The sequence below is a fragment of the Agromyces binzhouensis genome, assembly GCF_042672355.1.
Lineage (GTDB): Bacteria > Actinomycetota > Actinomycetes > Actinomycetales > Microbacteriaceae > Agromyces > Agromyces binzhouensis.
Genome location: NZ_JBHXVJ010000005.1, coordinates 25,468 through 40,416, shown reverse-complemented (window position 1 = coordinate 40,416; position 14,949 = coordinate 25,468). Strand labels below are relative to the sequence as shown.

The following is a 14,949-nucleotide window of genomic DNA, read 5'->3' as shown; positions in this document are numbered from 1 at the left end:
CGACGCCGGGCGTCGCGATCGATTCGCTAGCCTCATCCGGTGGCCCCAGCCTCGAACGACCGCCTCGGACCCGACCGCTACGGCCAGGACGTCCTCGCCGGCGACTGGCGCGCCGCCGGGCGGCGCACGATCCCGGAGGTCCCGGCGACCCGCGACCTGGTCGTCGAGCTCGCCGCCGACGGATACTGCGGGGCCGTGGTCTCCGTCGAGAAGCAGACGGTGACGCTGGAGGACCGCCACGGTCGCACGCGCATGTTCCCGCTGGGGCACGGCTTCCTGGTCGACGGCGAGCCGGTCCGACTCGTCGCACCGAAGGCCCACGCGCCGCAGGGCCGCATCCGCACGGCGTCGGGCTCGTTCGCGGTCGAGCCGGGGCGCCCGGCGAAGGTCGCCCTGCCGAGCCGCATCTTCGTCGAGGGCCGGCACGATGCCGAGCTCGTGGAGAAGATCTGGGGTGCCGACCTGCGGGTCGAGGGCGTCGTCGTCGAGTACCTCGAGGGCGTCGACGTGCTGGACGACGTGCTCGACGAGTTCGAGCCGGGACCCGGTCGCCGTGTCGGCGTGCTCGTCGACCACCTCGTCGCCGGGTCGAAGGAGCAGCGGATCGCGGATGCCGTCATGCGCGGCCGCCACCGCGGTCACGTGCTCGTCGTCGGCCACCCGTTCGTCGACATCTGGCAGGCCGTCAGGCCGGCGCGCGTCGGCCGGGAGTCCTGGCCGGTCATCCCGCGGGGTACGTCGTGGAAGCACGGGGTGTGCGCGGCGTTCGGCTGGCCGCATGAGGAGCAGGCCGACATCGCGCGTGCGTGGCAGCGCATCCTCGGGCGGGTGCGCGGCTACGGCGACCTCGAGCCGGCGCTGCTGGGGCGGGTCGAGGAGCTCATCGACTTCGTCACGGCCCCGGCCGACTGACCCGCCGACTGACCCGCCGACCGACCCGCCGCGGTCAGCCGATCGTGGTCCCGAATGCGAGGCCGAGCAGGTACGTGACCGCAGCCGCCCCGAGGCCGATCGCGAGCTGACGGAGCGCGCGCTTCAGCGGCGGCGCCCCCGAGAGCAGGCCGACGGTCGCGCCGGTCAGCAGCAGCGCGAGGCTCACGAGCACGGTCGCGGTGACGGTCGCGGCGAGGCCCGACATCCCGAAGAGCCAGGGCAGCACCGGGATCAGCGCGCCCGACGCGAAGAACAGGAAGCTCGAGATCGCCGCGCTCATGCCGGTGCCGACCGCCTCGTCGTCGTGCTCGAGCGTGCCGATCGCGTCGGTCGGCGCCGGCTGACGCTCGGCGGCCTGCACGCGCGCGAGCACGAGCGCGGCCTGGTCGACCGCCTCGTCGGGCGCCATTCCGCGTGCGCGGTACACGAGCGCCAGCTCGTTCGCATCGAGGTCGAGGTCGCCGAGTGCGTCGCGCGCACCCGGGTCGGGGGCGGATGCCTCGAGCAGCTCGCGCTGCGAGCGGACCGAGACGTACTCCCCCGCGCCCATGGACAGGGCTCCCGCGAGGAGCCCGGCGATGCCCGTGAAGAGCACGACCGGCGCGGGGACGCCGGTGGCGCCGATGCCGAGCACGAGTGCGAGGTTCGACACGAGGCCGTCGTTCGCGCCGAACACGGCGGCGCGGAACGTGCCCGCGAGGCGACGGCGGCCGCGCGCGGCGAGGCCGCGAACGACTTCGCCGTGGATGCGCTCGTCGGCGGCCATCGCGGCGGTCGCGTGCGGATCGGTCGAGTACGGCGACCGCGCCTCGGCCCGCTGCGCGAGCGCGAGCACGAAGATGGACCCGAAGCGCCGTGCGAGGCCGCCGAGCATCCTGGTGCGGATGTCGGCCCGCGGGATGCCGGTCTCGTCGCCGCCGAGCAGGCGGAGCCAGTGCGCCTCGTGGCGTCCCTCGGCCGCGGCCAGCGCGAGCAGGATCTCGCGTTCCTCGCCGTCGCGTCGCGCGGCGAGCTCCCGGTAGACGGCGGCCTCCGCCCGTTCGTCCGCGAGGTACCGCCGCCATCGATCGCGGTCGGCTGCGGTGCTCCGCGGCTCGACGTGGGGGTCGCGCGCTGCGTCGTCGGCGGTCATGGTGGTGTCTGCTCCATCGGTTCGCAGACTCCCGTGCCGCGGTGCGTCGGCGGTCTCGGGCGCCTGCGTCGTCGCGTAGGTCGGCCCGGTGGGGCCGTCCGAAAGGCTATCGGCGCGGATGCCGCGGCGTCATGCCGTGCGACCGGATTGGCAGCATTTCGGATCGCCGAACGAGCGCCGCCCGGCCGAGCGCGCGTCCTTCAGCCGACGAGCTTCTGCCAGCCGTCGCCCTCGGCGTGCTCGAAGATGAGGTTCGTCTCGGTGTGGGCGACCGCCGGGTGTCCGGTGAGGTGGGCGAGCACGAACTCGCGCAGTTCCTCCGCGTCGCGGGCCGCGACGTGGAGGAGGTAGTCCTCTGCGCCGGCCATGTGGAACACGCCGATCACGCCCGGCAGGTGCGGTACCGCGTTGCGGAAGGCGTCGATCTCGCTGCGGTCGTGCTTGACCAGCCGGATCGCGATGAGCGCCTGCAGCGACACGCCGAGCGAGACGAGGTCGACGTCGACGCGGTACCCGCGCACGGTGCCGAGGCTCTGCAGGCGCCGGAGTCGCAGCGACACCGTGGACTCCGCGACGCCGACCTCAGCGGCGAGCGCAGCGCCCGAGGCCCGCGCATTCTTCGACAGGGCCGTGAGGAGGGCCCGATCGACCCGGTCGAGTTCCGCTTTCTGCGCCATGGTCCAGGCCCTCCGGGTCAAGCGTGCATATTCTTCGCTGATTCTCGCTGATTCGCAAGCATCTTCGCAAGACACCCGAAATGGTGACAGATTCTGTAGCCTGCTCGCATGCTGACACCGTCGTCGAACCTCGAGACCCGTGCCGTCCACGCTGGAATGGAAGGGGTGCACGAGGCGGGTTCCCACGTTCCCTCCATCGATCTTTCCACGACCAATCCGCTCGGCGACGTCGAGAACGGCGGATTGTCCTACGAGGAGCTCGCGACCGGCGGATGCCTCACCGAGGGCCGCTCCGCGGTGTACCAGCGTCTCTGGCACCCCGGCGTCGCCCGGTTCGAGACCGCGCTCGCCGACCTCGAGGGCGCCGACGGCTCGGTCGCGTTCGCGAGCGGCATGGCCGCGCTCGCCGCGACGCTCATCGCCGCGACGAGCGCCGGCACCCCGCACGTCGTCGCCGTCCGGCCGCTCTACGGCGGCAGCGACCACGTCCTGGAGAGCGGGCTCCTCGGCACGAGCGTCACCTGGACCGACGTCGACGGCATCGCCGCGGCCATCCGTCCCGACACCGGCCTCGTGATCGTCGAGACCCCGGCGAACCCGACGCTCGAACTGCTCGACCTCCGACGGGTGGCGGATGCCGGGGGCAGCGTGCCGCTCCTCGTCGACAACACCTTCGCGACCCCCGTGCTGCAGCGTCCGCTCGAGCACGGCGCGACCCTCGTGCTGCACAGCGCGACGAAGTACCTGGGCGGGCACGGGGATGCGATGGGCGGTGTCGTCGCCGGCCCGATCGAGTGGGTCGAGCGACTCAGGCGGGTCCGCGCGCTGACCGGCGGCCTCCTGCACCCGATGGGTGCCTACCTCCTGCACCGCGGCATCCGCACCCTGCCGATCCGAGTGCGCGCGCAGCAGGAGACGGCCGGCGAACTCGCCCGGCGCCTCCAGGCGCACCCGGCCGTCGCCCGGGTCCGCTACCCCGGCCTGCCCGGTCAGGACCCGCAGGGCCTCCTCGGCCGTCAGCTCGCCGGTGCCGGCTCGATCATCGCCATCGAGCTCGCGGGCGGGTACGACGCGGCCTGCCGCTTCACCGAGGCGTGCCGGCTGGTGACCCATGCGGTCTCGCTCGGCGGCGTCGACTCGCTCGTCCAGCACCCCGCCTCGCTCACGCACCGACCCGTTGCCGCGCACGCCAAGCCCGACGGCGGCGTCGTGCGGCTCTCGATCGGGCTCGAGCACGCGGACGACCTGACGGCCGACCTGATGGCTGCGCTCGACGCCGCGGCGGACGCTCAGGACCTCGGTCGCTCCTCCGAGCTGGCCGCGTCGGCCGACGCGCTCGGCTGATCCGGCCCGCTCGGGTTGCGGATGCCGATCCACGACACGAGGCCGCCGACGAAGAGCATGGCCGCGATCGCCATCGCCGTACGGCGGTAGCCCTCGACGTCCAGCGCGCCCGCGACGATGACGCCGATGGACGCCACCGCGACGAGTCCCGCGATGCGGGCGACGGCGTTGTTCACGGCGGACCCGATGCCGGCGCGCGTCGGGTCCACGGCCCCGAGGATCGCCGACGTCAACGGGGCGACGGTCATCGCCATCCCGAGCCCGACCACCACCATGCCGGGGAAGACCTGCCACCAGTACTGCACGGGCACGTCGACGACCACCGTCAGCAGGTAGCCGACACCGACGACGACCGGTCCCGCCGACATGAAGAACCGCGGACCGAACTTCCCGCCGAGCGTGCCGAACCACGAGCCGAGCAGCACGAGCAGCACCATCGGCGGCAGCGTGGCGAGGCCGGCGAGCGTCGCCGGGAATCCGCCGGCCTCCTGCAGGAAGATCGGCAGGGCGAACAGGCCCAGCGTCAATGCCGCGTAGATGAACCAGGTCGCGAGGTTGCCGGCCGCGAAGTTGCGGGCCCGGAACAGTGACAGCGGCAGCATCGGCGCCGGTGCGCGCCGCTCCCACAGCAGGAACGCGACGAGTGCGACGACGCCCACCAGCGCGGGAACGAACACGAGCGGGTCGGCCCATCCGAGCCGGCCCTGCTCGATGAGCGCGAAGACCATGCCGCCGAGGCCGACGACGCCGAGGGTCGCGCCGAGCCAGTCGACGCGAGCCCGGTCCGGGTTGGGCTCGTCGCGACCCAGCGGACGCATCATGATCAGGGCGGCGGCGATCGGCAGCACGTTGATCGCGAACACGAGCCGCCAGGACACGAGGTCGACGAAGGCGCCGCCGAGGATCGGCCCGATCAGGAAGGCGCTCGTCGTCCACGCCGTCCAGCGGCCGATCGCCCGGCCCTGCTCGGCGGACGGGAAGTTGGCGATGATGAGGGCGAGCGAGCTCGGCACGAGCAGCGCACCGGCCGCGCCCTGCAGCGCACGCGCCGCGACGAGCACCGCGCCGTCCATCGCGATCGCGCACACGACGGACGTGACGCCGAAGCCGTACAACCCGATGCGGAGGACCCGGAGCCGCCCAAACGAGTCGGAGAGCGATCCGGCGAGCAGGATGAGCGAGCCCAGCGTGAGGAGGTAGGCGTCGACCGCCCACTGCTGGAGCGTCAGCCCGCCACCCAGCTCGGCCTCGATCGCCGGCAGCGCGATGTTGATCACCGCACCGTCGAGGAAGGCGATGAAGGCGACGACGATCGCGATGACCAGCACGCGCGTGCGGCGGTCCATGGCGCCATGCTACGCGGTGCTCGCGACGGCCCCTCGGGGCCTTGGTCGCAGGAGGCCGCCGAGGATCGACGGTCCGGGCGGATGCCCGCGGATGCCGCGGCGCGGGCTCAGCGCCCGGACAGCCGGCGCCGCAGCAGCTCGATGCGCGACTGCAGCTGCGTCACGGTCGCCTGGGCGACCTCGGGGCCGCCGCACGCGCGTCGGAGCTCGGCGTGCACGAGCGAGTGCGCCTGCCCCGTCTGGCGGGCGTAGAGGCCCACGAGGCTGTTGAGCAGCGACCGCTGCTCCTTCAGCGTGCGGTACAGCGCCACGGGCTCGGCACGCTCCTCGCCGTCGGCCTCCGCCGACTCCCCCGCGGCGAGCGCGTGCTTGCGGCGGTCGGATGCGCGGCGCGCCTGACGGGCCTGGCGGTGGCGCAGGAGCTCGCTGACCTGTTCGGGTTCGAGGATGCCGGGGAGGCCGATGAAGTCGAGCTCCTCGTCGCTGCCCGGCTCGGCGAACGTGCCGAAGTCGGTGCCGTCGTAGACGACGCGGTCGAACGCGGCATCGGAACCGAGCGCCTGCCAGGTGAACTCGTCCTGGAGCTCGTCCGAGGCCGAGTCCTCGCGGTTGGCCGACTCGAGCAGGCCGTCCTCGAGACCCGGATCGTCGTCGCCGTCGCCGCTGCGCCGGTCGAGCGCGTGGTCGCGCTGGCGCTCGAGTTCACCCGCGAGGGCCATCAGCACGGGTACGTTCGGCAGGAACACCGACGCGGTCTCCCCGCGCCGTCTCGCCCGGACGAAGCGCCCGATCGCCTGTGCGAAGAACAGCGGGGTGGACGAGCTCGTCGCGTACACGCCCACGGCGAGGCGGGGCACGTCGACGCCCTCGGACACCATGCGCACCGCGACCATCCAGCGGCTCGTGCCCTCGGAGAACTCCTCGATACGGCCGGAGGCCTCCTTCTCGTCGGAGAGCACCACGGTGACCCGCTCGCCGCACACGCCCTCGAGGATCTCGGCGTACGCGCGGGCCGTCGACTGGTCGGTCGCGATGACGAGGCCGCCGGCGTCGGGGATCGCGTGCCGCACCTCCGTGAGCCGCCGGTCGGCGGCCTGGAGCACGGACGGGATCCACTCGCCCGACGGCTCGAGCGCGGTCCGCCATGCCGCCGAGTGGATGTCCTTCGTGGCGTCCTCGCCGAGGCGCGCCTCCATCTCGTCGCCGGCCTTCGTGCGCCAGCGCATGCTGCCCGCGTAGACCATGAAGAGCACGGGGCGCACGACGCCGTCCCGGAGGGCCCGGCCGTACCCGTAGTCGTAGTCGGTCCGCGAGACGCGGATCCCGTCCTCGTCGGGAACGTAGTCGACGAACGGGATCGGCGCGGTGTCGCTCCGGAACGGCGTGCCCGTGAGCGAGAGTCGGCGCGTCGCGGGCTCGAACGCCTCGCGGATCGCATCGCCCCACGAGAGCGTGTCGCCGCCGTGGTGCACCTCGTCGAGGATCACGAGCGAGCGCCCCGAGAGGGTCAGCTCGCGGTGCAGCGCCGGCCGCACCGCGACCTGCGCGTACGTCACGGCGACGCCGTGGTAGTGCCGGGCCGAGCGCCCGTGCGCGTTCCGGAAGCCGGGGTCGAGCCTGATGCCGACGCGCGCCGCGGCATCCGCCCACTGGCGCTTCAGGTGGTCGGTGGGGGCGACGACGGTGATGCGGTCGATGGTGCGACGGGCCCGGAGCTCCGCCGCGAGGCGGAGCGCGAACGTCGTCTTGCCTGCTCCGGGCGTCGCTGCGGCGAGGAAGTCGCGCGGCTCGGACGCGAAGTACTGCTCGAGCGCCTCGGCCTGCCAGGCACGCAGCTTCGACGCGGTGCCCCAGGGTGCACGGGCCGGAAACGAGGGTGAGAGGTGTTCGGCGGCCGAGGTGCCGGGCAGGTGGCTGCCGGAGGGGGTCGCGTTGCTCACTCTGCAGCACTGTAGTCGAGTCGACCGACACGGATGTCGCGTCGGCGGGCCGTCAGGCGAACGCGGCCGCCAGTACCGGGCGCAGGATCCGATACGCCTCGCGAGGTGGGACTCGCGCGAACGGTTCGAGCCTCAGGATGTATCGGCTGAAGATCAGCCCGATGATGACCTGCACCGCGGCGTGGGCTCGTGCGCGGGCGCGATCGTCCGGAAGGTGCTCGGCCAGGGCATCCACGACCTCGTGTTCGATGTACTCGCGGAACGAGCGCAGGAGCTCGGGATCCCCCATCGCGGATTCGATGAACGTCCGCATCGACGAACTCAACGCCGGGTTCTCCCACGTCAGCAGCACCGCTCGGAGGAGACGATCGGCGAGCCGAGCCGGGTCGTCACCCGCCACGCCTCGTACGACGCGCGCAGGTCGGAGTTCGAGCGCGAGCGCAGCGGCGAACAGGTCGCGCTTCGAGCCGAAGTAGTAGCTGACGAGAGCGACGTCGACATCGGACGCGGAGGCGATCGCCCGCATCGTCGTCCCGCGGTACCCCCGGTCGAGGAACGCGGTGCGCGCTTCGCTCAGGATGCGCTCGCGACGACTCGGACCGCCCCGAACCGGGCGCCCCCTCGATTTATTCATCGCGTCCACCGTACCGTGCGCTCGACCCCTCCCGTTCAGGGGATGTGACCGCTCCGGGAATTTCAACGCTGTTGCAGCGAGTCCGCCCGCGCATCCACGCTTGAGCCCTACCGAAGACGGAGAGGTGCCGACGATGACTGCTGAGATCCCCACATCCTGGACGACTGCCCGCCTGGTCGAGCCCTCCGCGAACGGCTTCCTGTTCGTCGGGTTGAGCTCCGGCCGATGGCCGATACCTCCCGCACTGCCATCGAGGCGACGTCGGGCCGCCCTGGGCCGATTGCATCAGCTGCGGGCGCTGTTCTCCACCGACGATCGCGTGCGACGCGCCGACGTGTTCCGCGCGACACTGGTGCCGCCCGGCACCAGTCGCGGCTTCGAGGGGCAGTACACGGATCAGTCCGTGTACGACGCCGTGCTGTTGGTGGAGACCGGCTCCGTCGATGACGCCGCTGCGCTCGCCGGCCACCCCGCCGTCGCCGCGCTCGACGAGGAGTCCCCGACCCGGTTGACGTTCGCCGCGAGGAACGTGCGCCGGATCAACCCGGTGGACCACGAGCGGCCCGGAGTGTTCCTGTTCAACTACTTCACCGCCGACGACGTCGCCGGCAACCTGCACGCCTGGCAGTACACGGCGGGCTGGTTCCAGGACGAGACCGCCCTCGACAACTCGACCGTCCTGGAGCCGGTCGACGGGGCGAGCTTCACGCTCGTGAACCATTGCCGGTGGGACCACTACCGTGACATCGTTCCCGCACTCGTCACCCGACGCAGTTTCCGGAGCTTCGTGCTGCGCACGTTCGCCGACCACCGAGTCGCGCCCAGGCCGGTGCTCTACGCTCTCGACCGATCGCGGCGCTCACCCGGTCGGCCCACCGTCGACGGGGCGACGCCCGAACGACGTGCGCGTGGATGAGCGCCCGAGCGATCGCCGGCCGGCACACGTGCAGAATGGAGGGATGGTCACGCAGCAGCATCCATGGTCGAGATATGTCGCGATCGGCGACTCGTTCACGGAGGGCATCGGCGACCCGGAGCCCGGCGTGCCGGGCGGCCACCGCGGTTGGGCCGACCGCGTCGCCGAGGTGCTCTCGCAGGGGGCAGACGACTTCGCCTATGCGAACCTGGCGATCCGCGGCCGGCTGATCCAGCAGATCATCGACGAGCAGATCGAGCCCGCCCTCGAGCTGCGCCCCGACCTGATCACGATCTCGGCGGGCGGCAACGACGTCATCCGTCCGCGGACCGACCCCGACGAGATCTCGGCCCGCTTCGAGTACGCGGTCGAGCGCCTCGCGCGCGACCGGGCGACGATCGTGATCTTCACGGGCGTCGACGTCGGCTTCTCCCCCGTGTTCCGGGGCATCCGCGGCAAGGTCGCGATCTACAACGAGAACCTCCGCGCGATCGCGCAGAAGCACGACTGCCTCGTCGCCGACCAGTGGGCGCTCGCCGAGATCCAGGACCAGCGGATGTGGGACCGCGACCGCCTGCACCTGAACGCGCTGGGACACCACACCGTGGCCCGGATGGTGCTGCAGGCGCTCAACGTCCGGAACGACCTCGAGCCGATGAAGCCCGAGCCGCTGCCCGAGCGCTCGTGGCGCGAGGCGCGCACCGAGGACCTCTCCTGGGCGCGCGAGTACCTCGTGCCCTGGGTCGTCCGCCGCATCCGGCACCAGTCCTCCGGCGACCTCGTCACGCCGAAGCGGCCGGCGGCGGGCCCCTACGCCTCGAGACCGGAGTCGACGCCGGGCGACTGAGGCGGGACGGATCGGTCAGCCGGCGGCGGGCGGTTCCGCCACGACGCCCTCGTCGAGCGCGCCGGGGTTCGCCAGCCGCCACCAGGCGCCCGGGTCCTCGAGTGCACCGTCGACCGCCAGCGGCACCTCGATCACCTGCGAGCCGGCCGTGACCGTCGCGACCCCGACCTCCGCGCCGTCGCCGACGAGGCGCAGCGAATCGGCCTCGACGGCGACGTCGACCGGCGTGTCGGACCAGACGACGACGGTCGCCCCCTCCGTCGCGACCGCCTCGGCCGTATCGCCCCACGGCGTCGCGTACGCGGCGAGCGGCCGACCGGCCTCGAGCGCGACGACCTCGCGGAACCCGGGCCCGATCGAGTCCACGAGCCCGGCGACGGCCTCGCGCACGAGCGCATGCGTGGCACCGCCGAGGACCACGCCGACCAGCGTGACGGAGGTCTCGCCGACCGCGAGGTCGGCGGAGAAGAGCAGGTTCGCCGCGTCATCCGTCGTGCCCGTCTTGATGCCGTCGATCCCGTGCGTGCCGAGCAGCCGGTTCGAGTTCTCGATCGTGCCGAGTTCAGGGATGGCGACCGACCGGGTCGCGACGATCTCGGCGAGCGTCGGGTTCTCGAGCGCGATCTCGCCGAGCCGGACGAGGTCGGCCGCGGTGCTGACGTCGTCGAGCGAGAGCCCGCTCGTGTCGACCACGCGCGTCTCGGTGAGCCCGTTGTCGGCGAGCCAGGCGGATGCCCGCTCGAGGTACGCGTCGACCGAGCCGAACGCCCAGTTCGCGAGCGAGATGCTGTAGTTGTTGCCCGACGGCAGCATCATCGCCTCGAGGCTCTCCTTCAGCGAGAGCTCGGAGCCTGCGACGACGGGCGCGACCGACCCGTTCTGCGCGACCATGTCCCAGTAGATGTCGACGTCGGCGTCGGTGTACGCGATCTGCGGGCCGGCCTCGCCCTCGGGGATCGGGTGCTCCTCGAGCACGACGAGCGCCGTGATGACCTTCGCGATGCTGGCCATCGGCATCGGGGTGCCCTCGCCCCCGGCGGCCATCAGTCGGTCGAATCCGACGGCGCCGACCGCCCACGTGCCGAACCCGGGCTGCGCCACGGGCTGCGCCGGAGCAGCGACGGGCGCCGGGTCGTCGATCGCGGGCTCCGCCACGGGGATCGGCGCGCCGAGCGCCGTCGACGTGTAGACCCCGCCGGAGACGAGCAGCCCCAGGAGGACGGCGAGGATGCCGACCGCGACGATCCGCCGCCGTCGGTACACCGCGGGCGAGGGCTTCGTGGGTCGCGGCGGCGCGGGCCGGGCCGGGTCGAGCGTGCGAGACATCCGTTGCAGGATACCCAGCCGACCTATGCGATCGCGTAGAGCGCCACGGCCGCCTTCGGTGGCGGACTCAACGGATCGAGTGGGTCGTCCCCCTCTGGCGCACATACATGACCGCGGCCCTGGTCCGCGAGGTGGGCCCTGTCAGGTGCAGCTTCCGGTAGATGTTCGAGACGTGTCGTTCCACGGTTCGAACGCTGAGGCTCTCGCCCGCCGCGATCTGAGCGTTGGACCTCCCCGACGAGAGGAACTGCAGGATCTGGACCTCGCGCGGAGTGAGTTCGGCGAGGCTTGCAAGGATGGACGGATCGGGACCCGGCTGCTCCGACACGAGCGATGCGATGTCCTGAACCGCCGCCTGCCAGTTGGACGAATGCTCGGGCATGACGTTGCCCCCGTCGGCGAACGACACCAGGCGCGCGTTCGGGATGACCTCGGCGACACGGCGGGCCTCGGCGAATTCGACCAGCAGGTCGTCGTGGGCGTGGATGACGAGCGTCGGCGTCACGACGCGGTCCAAGTATCCAGTTGCGTCGGCCGTGCTCTGGTTCCAGTACGACGCGGCGAGAGCGTCCTTCGAGCCCAAGAGTGGCTGTGCGTCATCCAGCCAGGCCAGTGCCGCGTCGCTCGCCCCGGGAAGGATGCCGGTGCTGAGCACCCGCCGGCTGCGGGACTGCCGCCCCCAGCCCTCCTGGATCAGCTTGGCGAAGAGGAACGTCTCACGGACGGACCGGTGAAGGAGCGCGGGGCCCCTGGCGAACGTCGACATGAGGATCAGCTGAGTCACCCGCTCCGGGTGCAGCGCGCTGAAGGCGATCCCGACCGGGCCTCCCATGTGGGCTGCGAAGATCGCGAAGTGCCCCAGTCCCGCGGCATCCACCACCGATTCCAGATCGCGGACGCGGGTCACGAGGTCATCGTCGCCGAGGTCGCACTCGGAGAGCCCATGGCCGCGCTCGTCGTACCGCAGCACCGTGAACTCCTGATGCAGCGACCCCAGCACCGCGCTGAGGACAGGATGCTGATGATCGAGTTCCAGATGAGAGGCGAATGCTCCGACCGTGACGAGGGGCGGACCGGCACCGGACACCCGGAACGCCAAGCGCGTCCCGTCGGGGGCGCGGCAGAACCTGATCTCTCCGTGCCAGGGTGCCGCCGGCTCTGGCCATCCGTTCGCGGCCATGGTCCATGGTAGTCCCGGACGTGCGGCGAACCGCATCCTGCGCCTAGGTCCGGAGACGTACGCGGAGCGCGATCGGCGCCCGCTCGGGCTACGTGTGCGCCGCCATGTTCAGTGCGTTGCATTGCGCCGGTTCGTCCTGCAGCGCACCCTCGAAGCAGAGGATGCCTCGCGGTCCGTGACCGGCTCGCGAAATCCGGTCAGGGGGACCCGCCATGTCCATCAACCGTTCACTGACCGCCGCACTCGGCGCAGTGCTGCTCGTCGGGGTGACCGCATCGCCCGCGGCCGCGGCCGGGCCGCCGGAGGTGTTCGAGGACCCGTTCGCCTTCACCGGACCGGATCTCGACAACGGCCTGGTCGTCTTCATCAACACCAGTCGTGAGGCATTCTGCACCGATGAGCAGGTGGCTCGCGAGGTCGCGATCGTCGACTGGTTCGAGGGCGGCATGGTCGATCCGTTCCCGGAGTGGGCACTGGAGCGCCCGGCGGGATTCGAGACGTGGACGCCGAACCTGATCGACAGCCCGAAGGGCGTCATCGCGAATCTCGACGAGGGCGACCAGCACATCGAGCTCTGGTGGCTGGACGAGCCCGAGGACAGCTTCGGCGTGGGTGCCTGCCTCGACACGGACGATCGGCTGGAGCTGTTCGCCACCGGGAGCGCGGAGATCAAGGCGAACGCCTCGGACCTGTTCGAGGGCGGACTCCGATCGGCGGCGATCGACCACTTCAGGGGGAAGGCTGACCTCACCGGCGTCGATGGAAACGACTACGCCTACTCGTTCTCCTGGCGACTGGTCCTGCCGTGCGACGAGCCCCCGGGCCGGCCGTGCGAGGTGACGAACTTCTCGCTCGCCCAGCGCTGAGCGCGGCGGGCTCCCGAATCCACCGTCGTCAGCGCGGCCGCGTCGCCCAGAGCGCCACCGCAGTCGCCGCTGCGACATTGAGCGAGTCGACGTTCCGCCCCATCGGGATCATGACGACATGGTCGGCGGCCTCCACGGTGCGCCGCATGAGCCCGTCGCCCTCGGTCCCGAAGATCAGGGCGAGGCGCTCGGGGAGCTGCGACGCGAATTCGTCCAACGACACCGCGTCGTCGGCGAGCGCGAGCGCCGCGACCTCGAATCCCGCCGACTTCAGCAGCGTCATGTCCTCCGGCCACGCTTCGAGCCGAGCCCACGGCACCTGGAACACCGTGCCCATGCTGACCCGGATGCTCCGGCGGTACAGCGGATCGGCGCAACGCGGGGTCACGAGTACCGCATCGACGTCGAGCGCTGCGCACCCGCGGATGATCGCGCCGACGTTGGTGTGGTCGACGATGTCCTCGAGGATGACGACGCGTCGCGCGCCGGCGAGGAGGTCGCCCGGGTCCGCCAGTGCGGGCCGCTCGAACGCCGCCAGCGCGCCGCGGTGCACGCGGTACCCGGTGATCGCCTCGAGTCCGGCGGGGTCGGCGAGGTGCACGGGGATGTCGAACGGCGCGAGGTGGGGTTCGAGGTCGGCGAGCCACTTCTCCTCCATGAGCACGGATCGCGGCGTGCATCCGGCGGCGATGGCGCGGCGGATGACCTTGGCGGACTCGGCGATGAACACGCCCCGCTCGGGCTCGGTGATGCTGCGCAGGGCGACGTCGGTGAGCTTGGCGTAGTCGGCGACGGCGTCGGATGTCGCGTCGGTGACGTGTTCGATGCGCATGGGTCCTCCCGGGTCGGCGGGCGTCATCCGGAAACATCCCGGAAAAGCCGCACGTCTAGAATCGCAGCACCGTCGAAGGGAGACGCGCGTGGTCACTGGGATCGAGGCTCCGGCGCCGTCCGACGTGCTGCTCGACGAGGCGATCCGCCTGATGCGCGGGTCCCGCGTGGCGGTCCTCACGGGTGCGGGCGTGAGCACCGACTCGGGGATCCCGGACTACCGGGGCGAGGGCGCGCCGGTGCGCACGCCCATGACGGCGCAGACGTTCGTCGCGTCCGAGACGGCCCGGAAGCGCTACTGGGCGGGCAGCCACCTCGGCTGGCGCACCTTCGGCACCGCCCAGCCGAACGACGGGCATCGCGCCCTCGCCCGGCTCGAGGAGTCGGGGGTCGTCTCCGGTGTGGTCACCCAGAACGTCGACGGCCTGCATCGACGAGCGGGGAGCTCGCACGTGGTGGAGTTGCACGGCGCCTCCGACCGGGTGGTGTGCCTGTCGTGCGGTCAGGTGTTCGCACGCCAGTCCGTCGCGGACCGGCTGACCGAGCTGAACCCGCACATCGACCTGGACGTCGCGATCCGCCCCGCGCCCGACGGCGACGTCGAGGTCGACGACGTCGAGTCGATGGTGATCCCGGCGTGCACGGTGTGCGGCGGCACCCTGAAGCCCGACGTGGTGTTCTTCGGCGAGTTCGTGCCGACGCCCGTGTACCGGCAGGCCGCCGCGCTCATCCAGCGCGCCGACGTGATGCTCGTGGCGGGCTCGTCGCTCGTCGTGAACTCCGGCGTGCGCCTGCTCGAGATCGCGCGGCGCCGCCGGGTGCCGATCGTGGTCGTGAACCGCGGCATCACGAAGGGCGACAGCCGGGCCACGGTGAAGCTCGACGCGGGAGCGACCGAGACGCTCACCGCGATGGCCGCGGCGCTCGCCTGAGGCCGTCGGACCACGCGATCGCGTCGACGGGCGCGTTCGGGTCGA

The 14,949-nt window shown here is 71.9% G+C and carries 14 protein-coding genes; 6 read left to right on the top strand and 8 right to left on the bottom strand.

Going from position 1 to position 14,949, the window contains the following annotated elements; all coding sequences use genetic code 11:
- Nucleotides 1-39 precede the first annotated feature (39 nt).
- Nucleotides 40-912 carry a DUF3097 domain-containing protein gene (locus ACFVHK_RS09750; RefSeq protein ID WP_376928648.1) on the top strand — a complete coding sequence of 291 codons (873 nt, stop codon included), beginning with the start codon at nucleotides 40-42 and terminating at the stop codon, nucleotides 910-912.
- Between the two features lie 34 nt (nucleotides 913-946).
- Here ACFVHK_RS09750 and ACFVHK_RS09745 read toward each other — a convergent pair whose 3' ends face one another.
- Entirely contained in the window at nucleotides 947-2,065 is a 1,119-nt protein-coding gene (locus ACFVHK_RS09745) for a VIT1/CCC1 transporter family protein (RefSeq protein WP_376928647.1), read from the bottom strand.
- A 200-nt stretch (nucleotides 2,066-2,265) separates the two neighbouring features.
- Nucleotides 2,266-2,742, bottom strand: a complete 477-nt coding sequence (locus ACFVHK_RS09740) for an Lrp/AsnC family transcriptional regulator (protein WP_129233612.1) — start codon at nucleotides 2,740-2,742, stop codon at nucleotides 2,266-2,268.
- Between the two features lie 108 nt (nucleotides 2,743-2,850).
- Between ACFVHK_RS09740 and ACFVHK_RS09735 the strand changes: the two genes are divergently transcribed.
- On the top strand, nucleotides 2,851-4,086 hold the full coding sequence (locus ACFVHK_RS09735; protein ID WP_376928646.1) for a trans-sulfuration enzyme family protein: 1,236 nt from the start codon (nucleotides 2,851-2,853) through the stop codon (nucleotides 4,084-4,086).
- Here the strand turns inward: ACFVHK_RS09735 and ACFVHK_RS09730 are convergent.
- The 3 genes from ACFVHK_RS09730 to ACFVHK_RS09720 all read right to left on the bottom strand — a co-directional run bounded on the left by ACFVHK_RS09730 (nucleotide 4,032) and on the right by ACFVHK_RS09720 (nucleotide 8,006).
- Complete coding sequence (locus ACFVHK_RS09730) at nucleotides 4,032-5,432, bottom strand: MFS transporter (RefSeq protein ID WP_376928645.1); 1,401 nt, start codon at nucleotides 5,430-5,432, stop codon at nucleotides 4,032-4,034. The two genes, ACFVHK_RS09735 and ACFVHK_RS09730, sit on opposite strands and share 55 nt — an antisense overlap.
- Nucleotides 5,433-5,539: 107 nt before the next feature.
- Nucleotides 5,540-7,372, bottom strand: coding sequence for a DEAD/DEAH box helicase (locus ACFVHK_RS09725; protein ID WP_376928644.1), 1,833 nt, complete (start codon nucleotides 7,370-7,372; stop codon nucleotides 5,540-5,542).
- Nucleotides 7,373-7,424: 52 nt separating this feature from the next.
- Entirely contained in the window at nucleotides 7,425-8,006 is a 582-nt protein-coding gene (locus ACFVHK_RS09720; protein WP_129233608.1) for a TetR/AcrR family transcriptional regulator, read from the bottom strand.
- A gap of 133 nt (nucleotides 8,007-8,139) precedes the next feature.
- Between ACFVHK_RS09720 and ACFVHK_RS09715 the strand changes: the two genes are divergently transcribed.
- Both ACFVHK_RS09715 and ACFVHK_RS09710 read left to right on the top strand, forming a co-directional pair.
- On the top strand, nucleotides 8,140-8,922 hold the full coding sequence (locus ACFVHK_RS09715; protein WP_376928643.1) for a hypothetical protein: 783 nt from the start codon (nucleotides 8,140-8,142) through the stop codon (nucleotides 8,920-8,922).
- 43 nt (nucleotides 8,923-8,965) lie between these two features.
- The gene (locus ACFVHK_RS09710; RefSeq protein WP_376928642.1) at nucleotides 8,966-9,769 is read left to right on the top strand and encodes an SGNH/GDSL hydrolase family protein; all 804 of its coding nucleotides are present in this window, start codon (nucleotides 8,966-8,968) and stop codon (nucleotides 9,767-9,769) included.
- 15 nt (nucleotides 9,770-9,784) lie between these two features.
- Here the strand turns inward: ACFVHK_RS09710 and ACFVHK_RS09705 are convergent, their stop codons facing one another.
- Nucleotides 9,785-11,095 (bottom strand): D-alanyl-D-alanine carboxypeptidase family protein, encoded by a 1,311-nt coding sequence (locus ACFVHK_RS09705; protein ID WP_376928641.1) that lies wholly within the window; start codon nucleotides 11,093-11,095, stop codon nucleotides 9,785-9,787.
- 67 nt (nucleotides 11,096-11,162) lie between these two features.
- Complete coding sequence (locus ACFVHK_RS09700) at nucleotides 11,163-12,275, bottom strand: alpha/beta fold hydrolase (protein ID WP_376928640.1); 1,113 nt, start codon at nucleotides 12,273-12,275, stop codon at nucleotides 11,163-11,165.
- A 212-nt stretch (nucleotides 12,276-12,487) separates the two neighbouring features.
- Here ACFVHK_RS09700 and ACFVHK_RS09695 point away from each other — a divergent pair, with 212 nt between their 5' ends.
- On the top strand, nucleotides 12,488-13,141 hold the full coding sequence (locus ACFVHK_RS09695; protein WP_376928639.1) for a hypothetical protein: 654 nt from the start codon (nucleotides 12,488-12,490) through the stop codon (nucleotides 13,139-13,141).
- 28 nt (nucleotides 13,142-13,169) lie between these two features.
- Here ACFVHK_RS09695 and ACFVHK_RS09690 read toward each other — a convergent pair whose 3' ends face one another.
- Nucleotides 13,170-13,973 (bottom strand): TrmH family RNA methyltransferase, encoded by an 804-nt coding sequence (locus ACFVHK_RS09690; protein ID WP_376928638.1) that lies wholly within the window; start codon nucleotides 13,971-13,973, stop codon nucleotides 13,170-13,172.
- Nucleotides 13,974-14,124: 151 nt separating this feature from the next.
- Here ACFVHK_RS09690 and ACFVHK_RS09685 point away from each other — a divergent pair, with 151 nt between their 5' ends.
- On the top strand, nucleotides 14,125-14,904 hold the full coding sequence (locus ACFVHK_RS09685) for a Sir2 family NAD-dependent protein deacetylase (RefSeq protein ID WP_376928880.1): 780 nt from the start codon (nucleotides 14,125-14,127) through the stop codon (nucleotides 14,902-14,904).
- Nucleotides 14,905-14,949 lie beyond the last annotated feature (45 nt).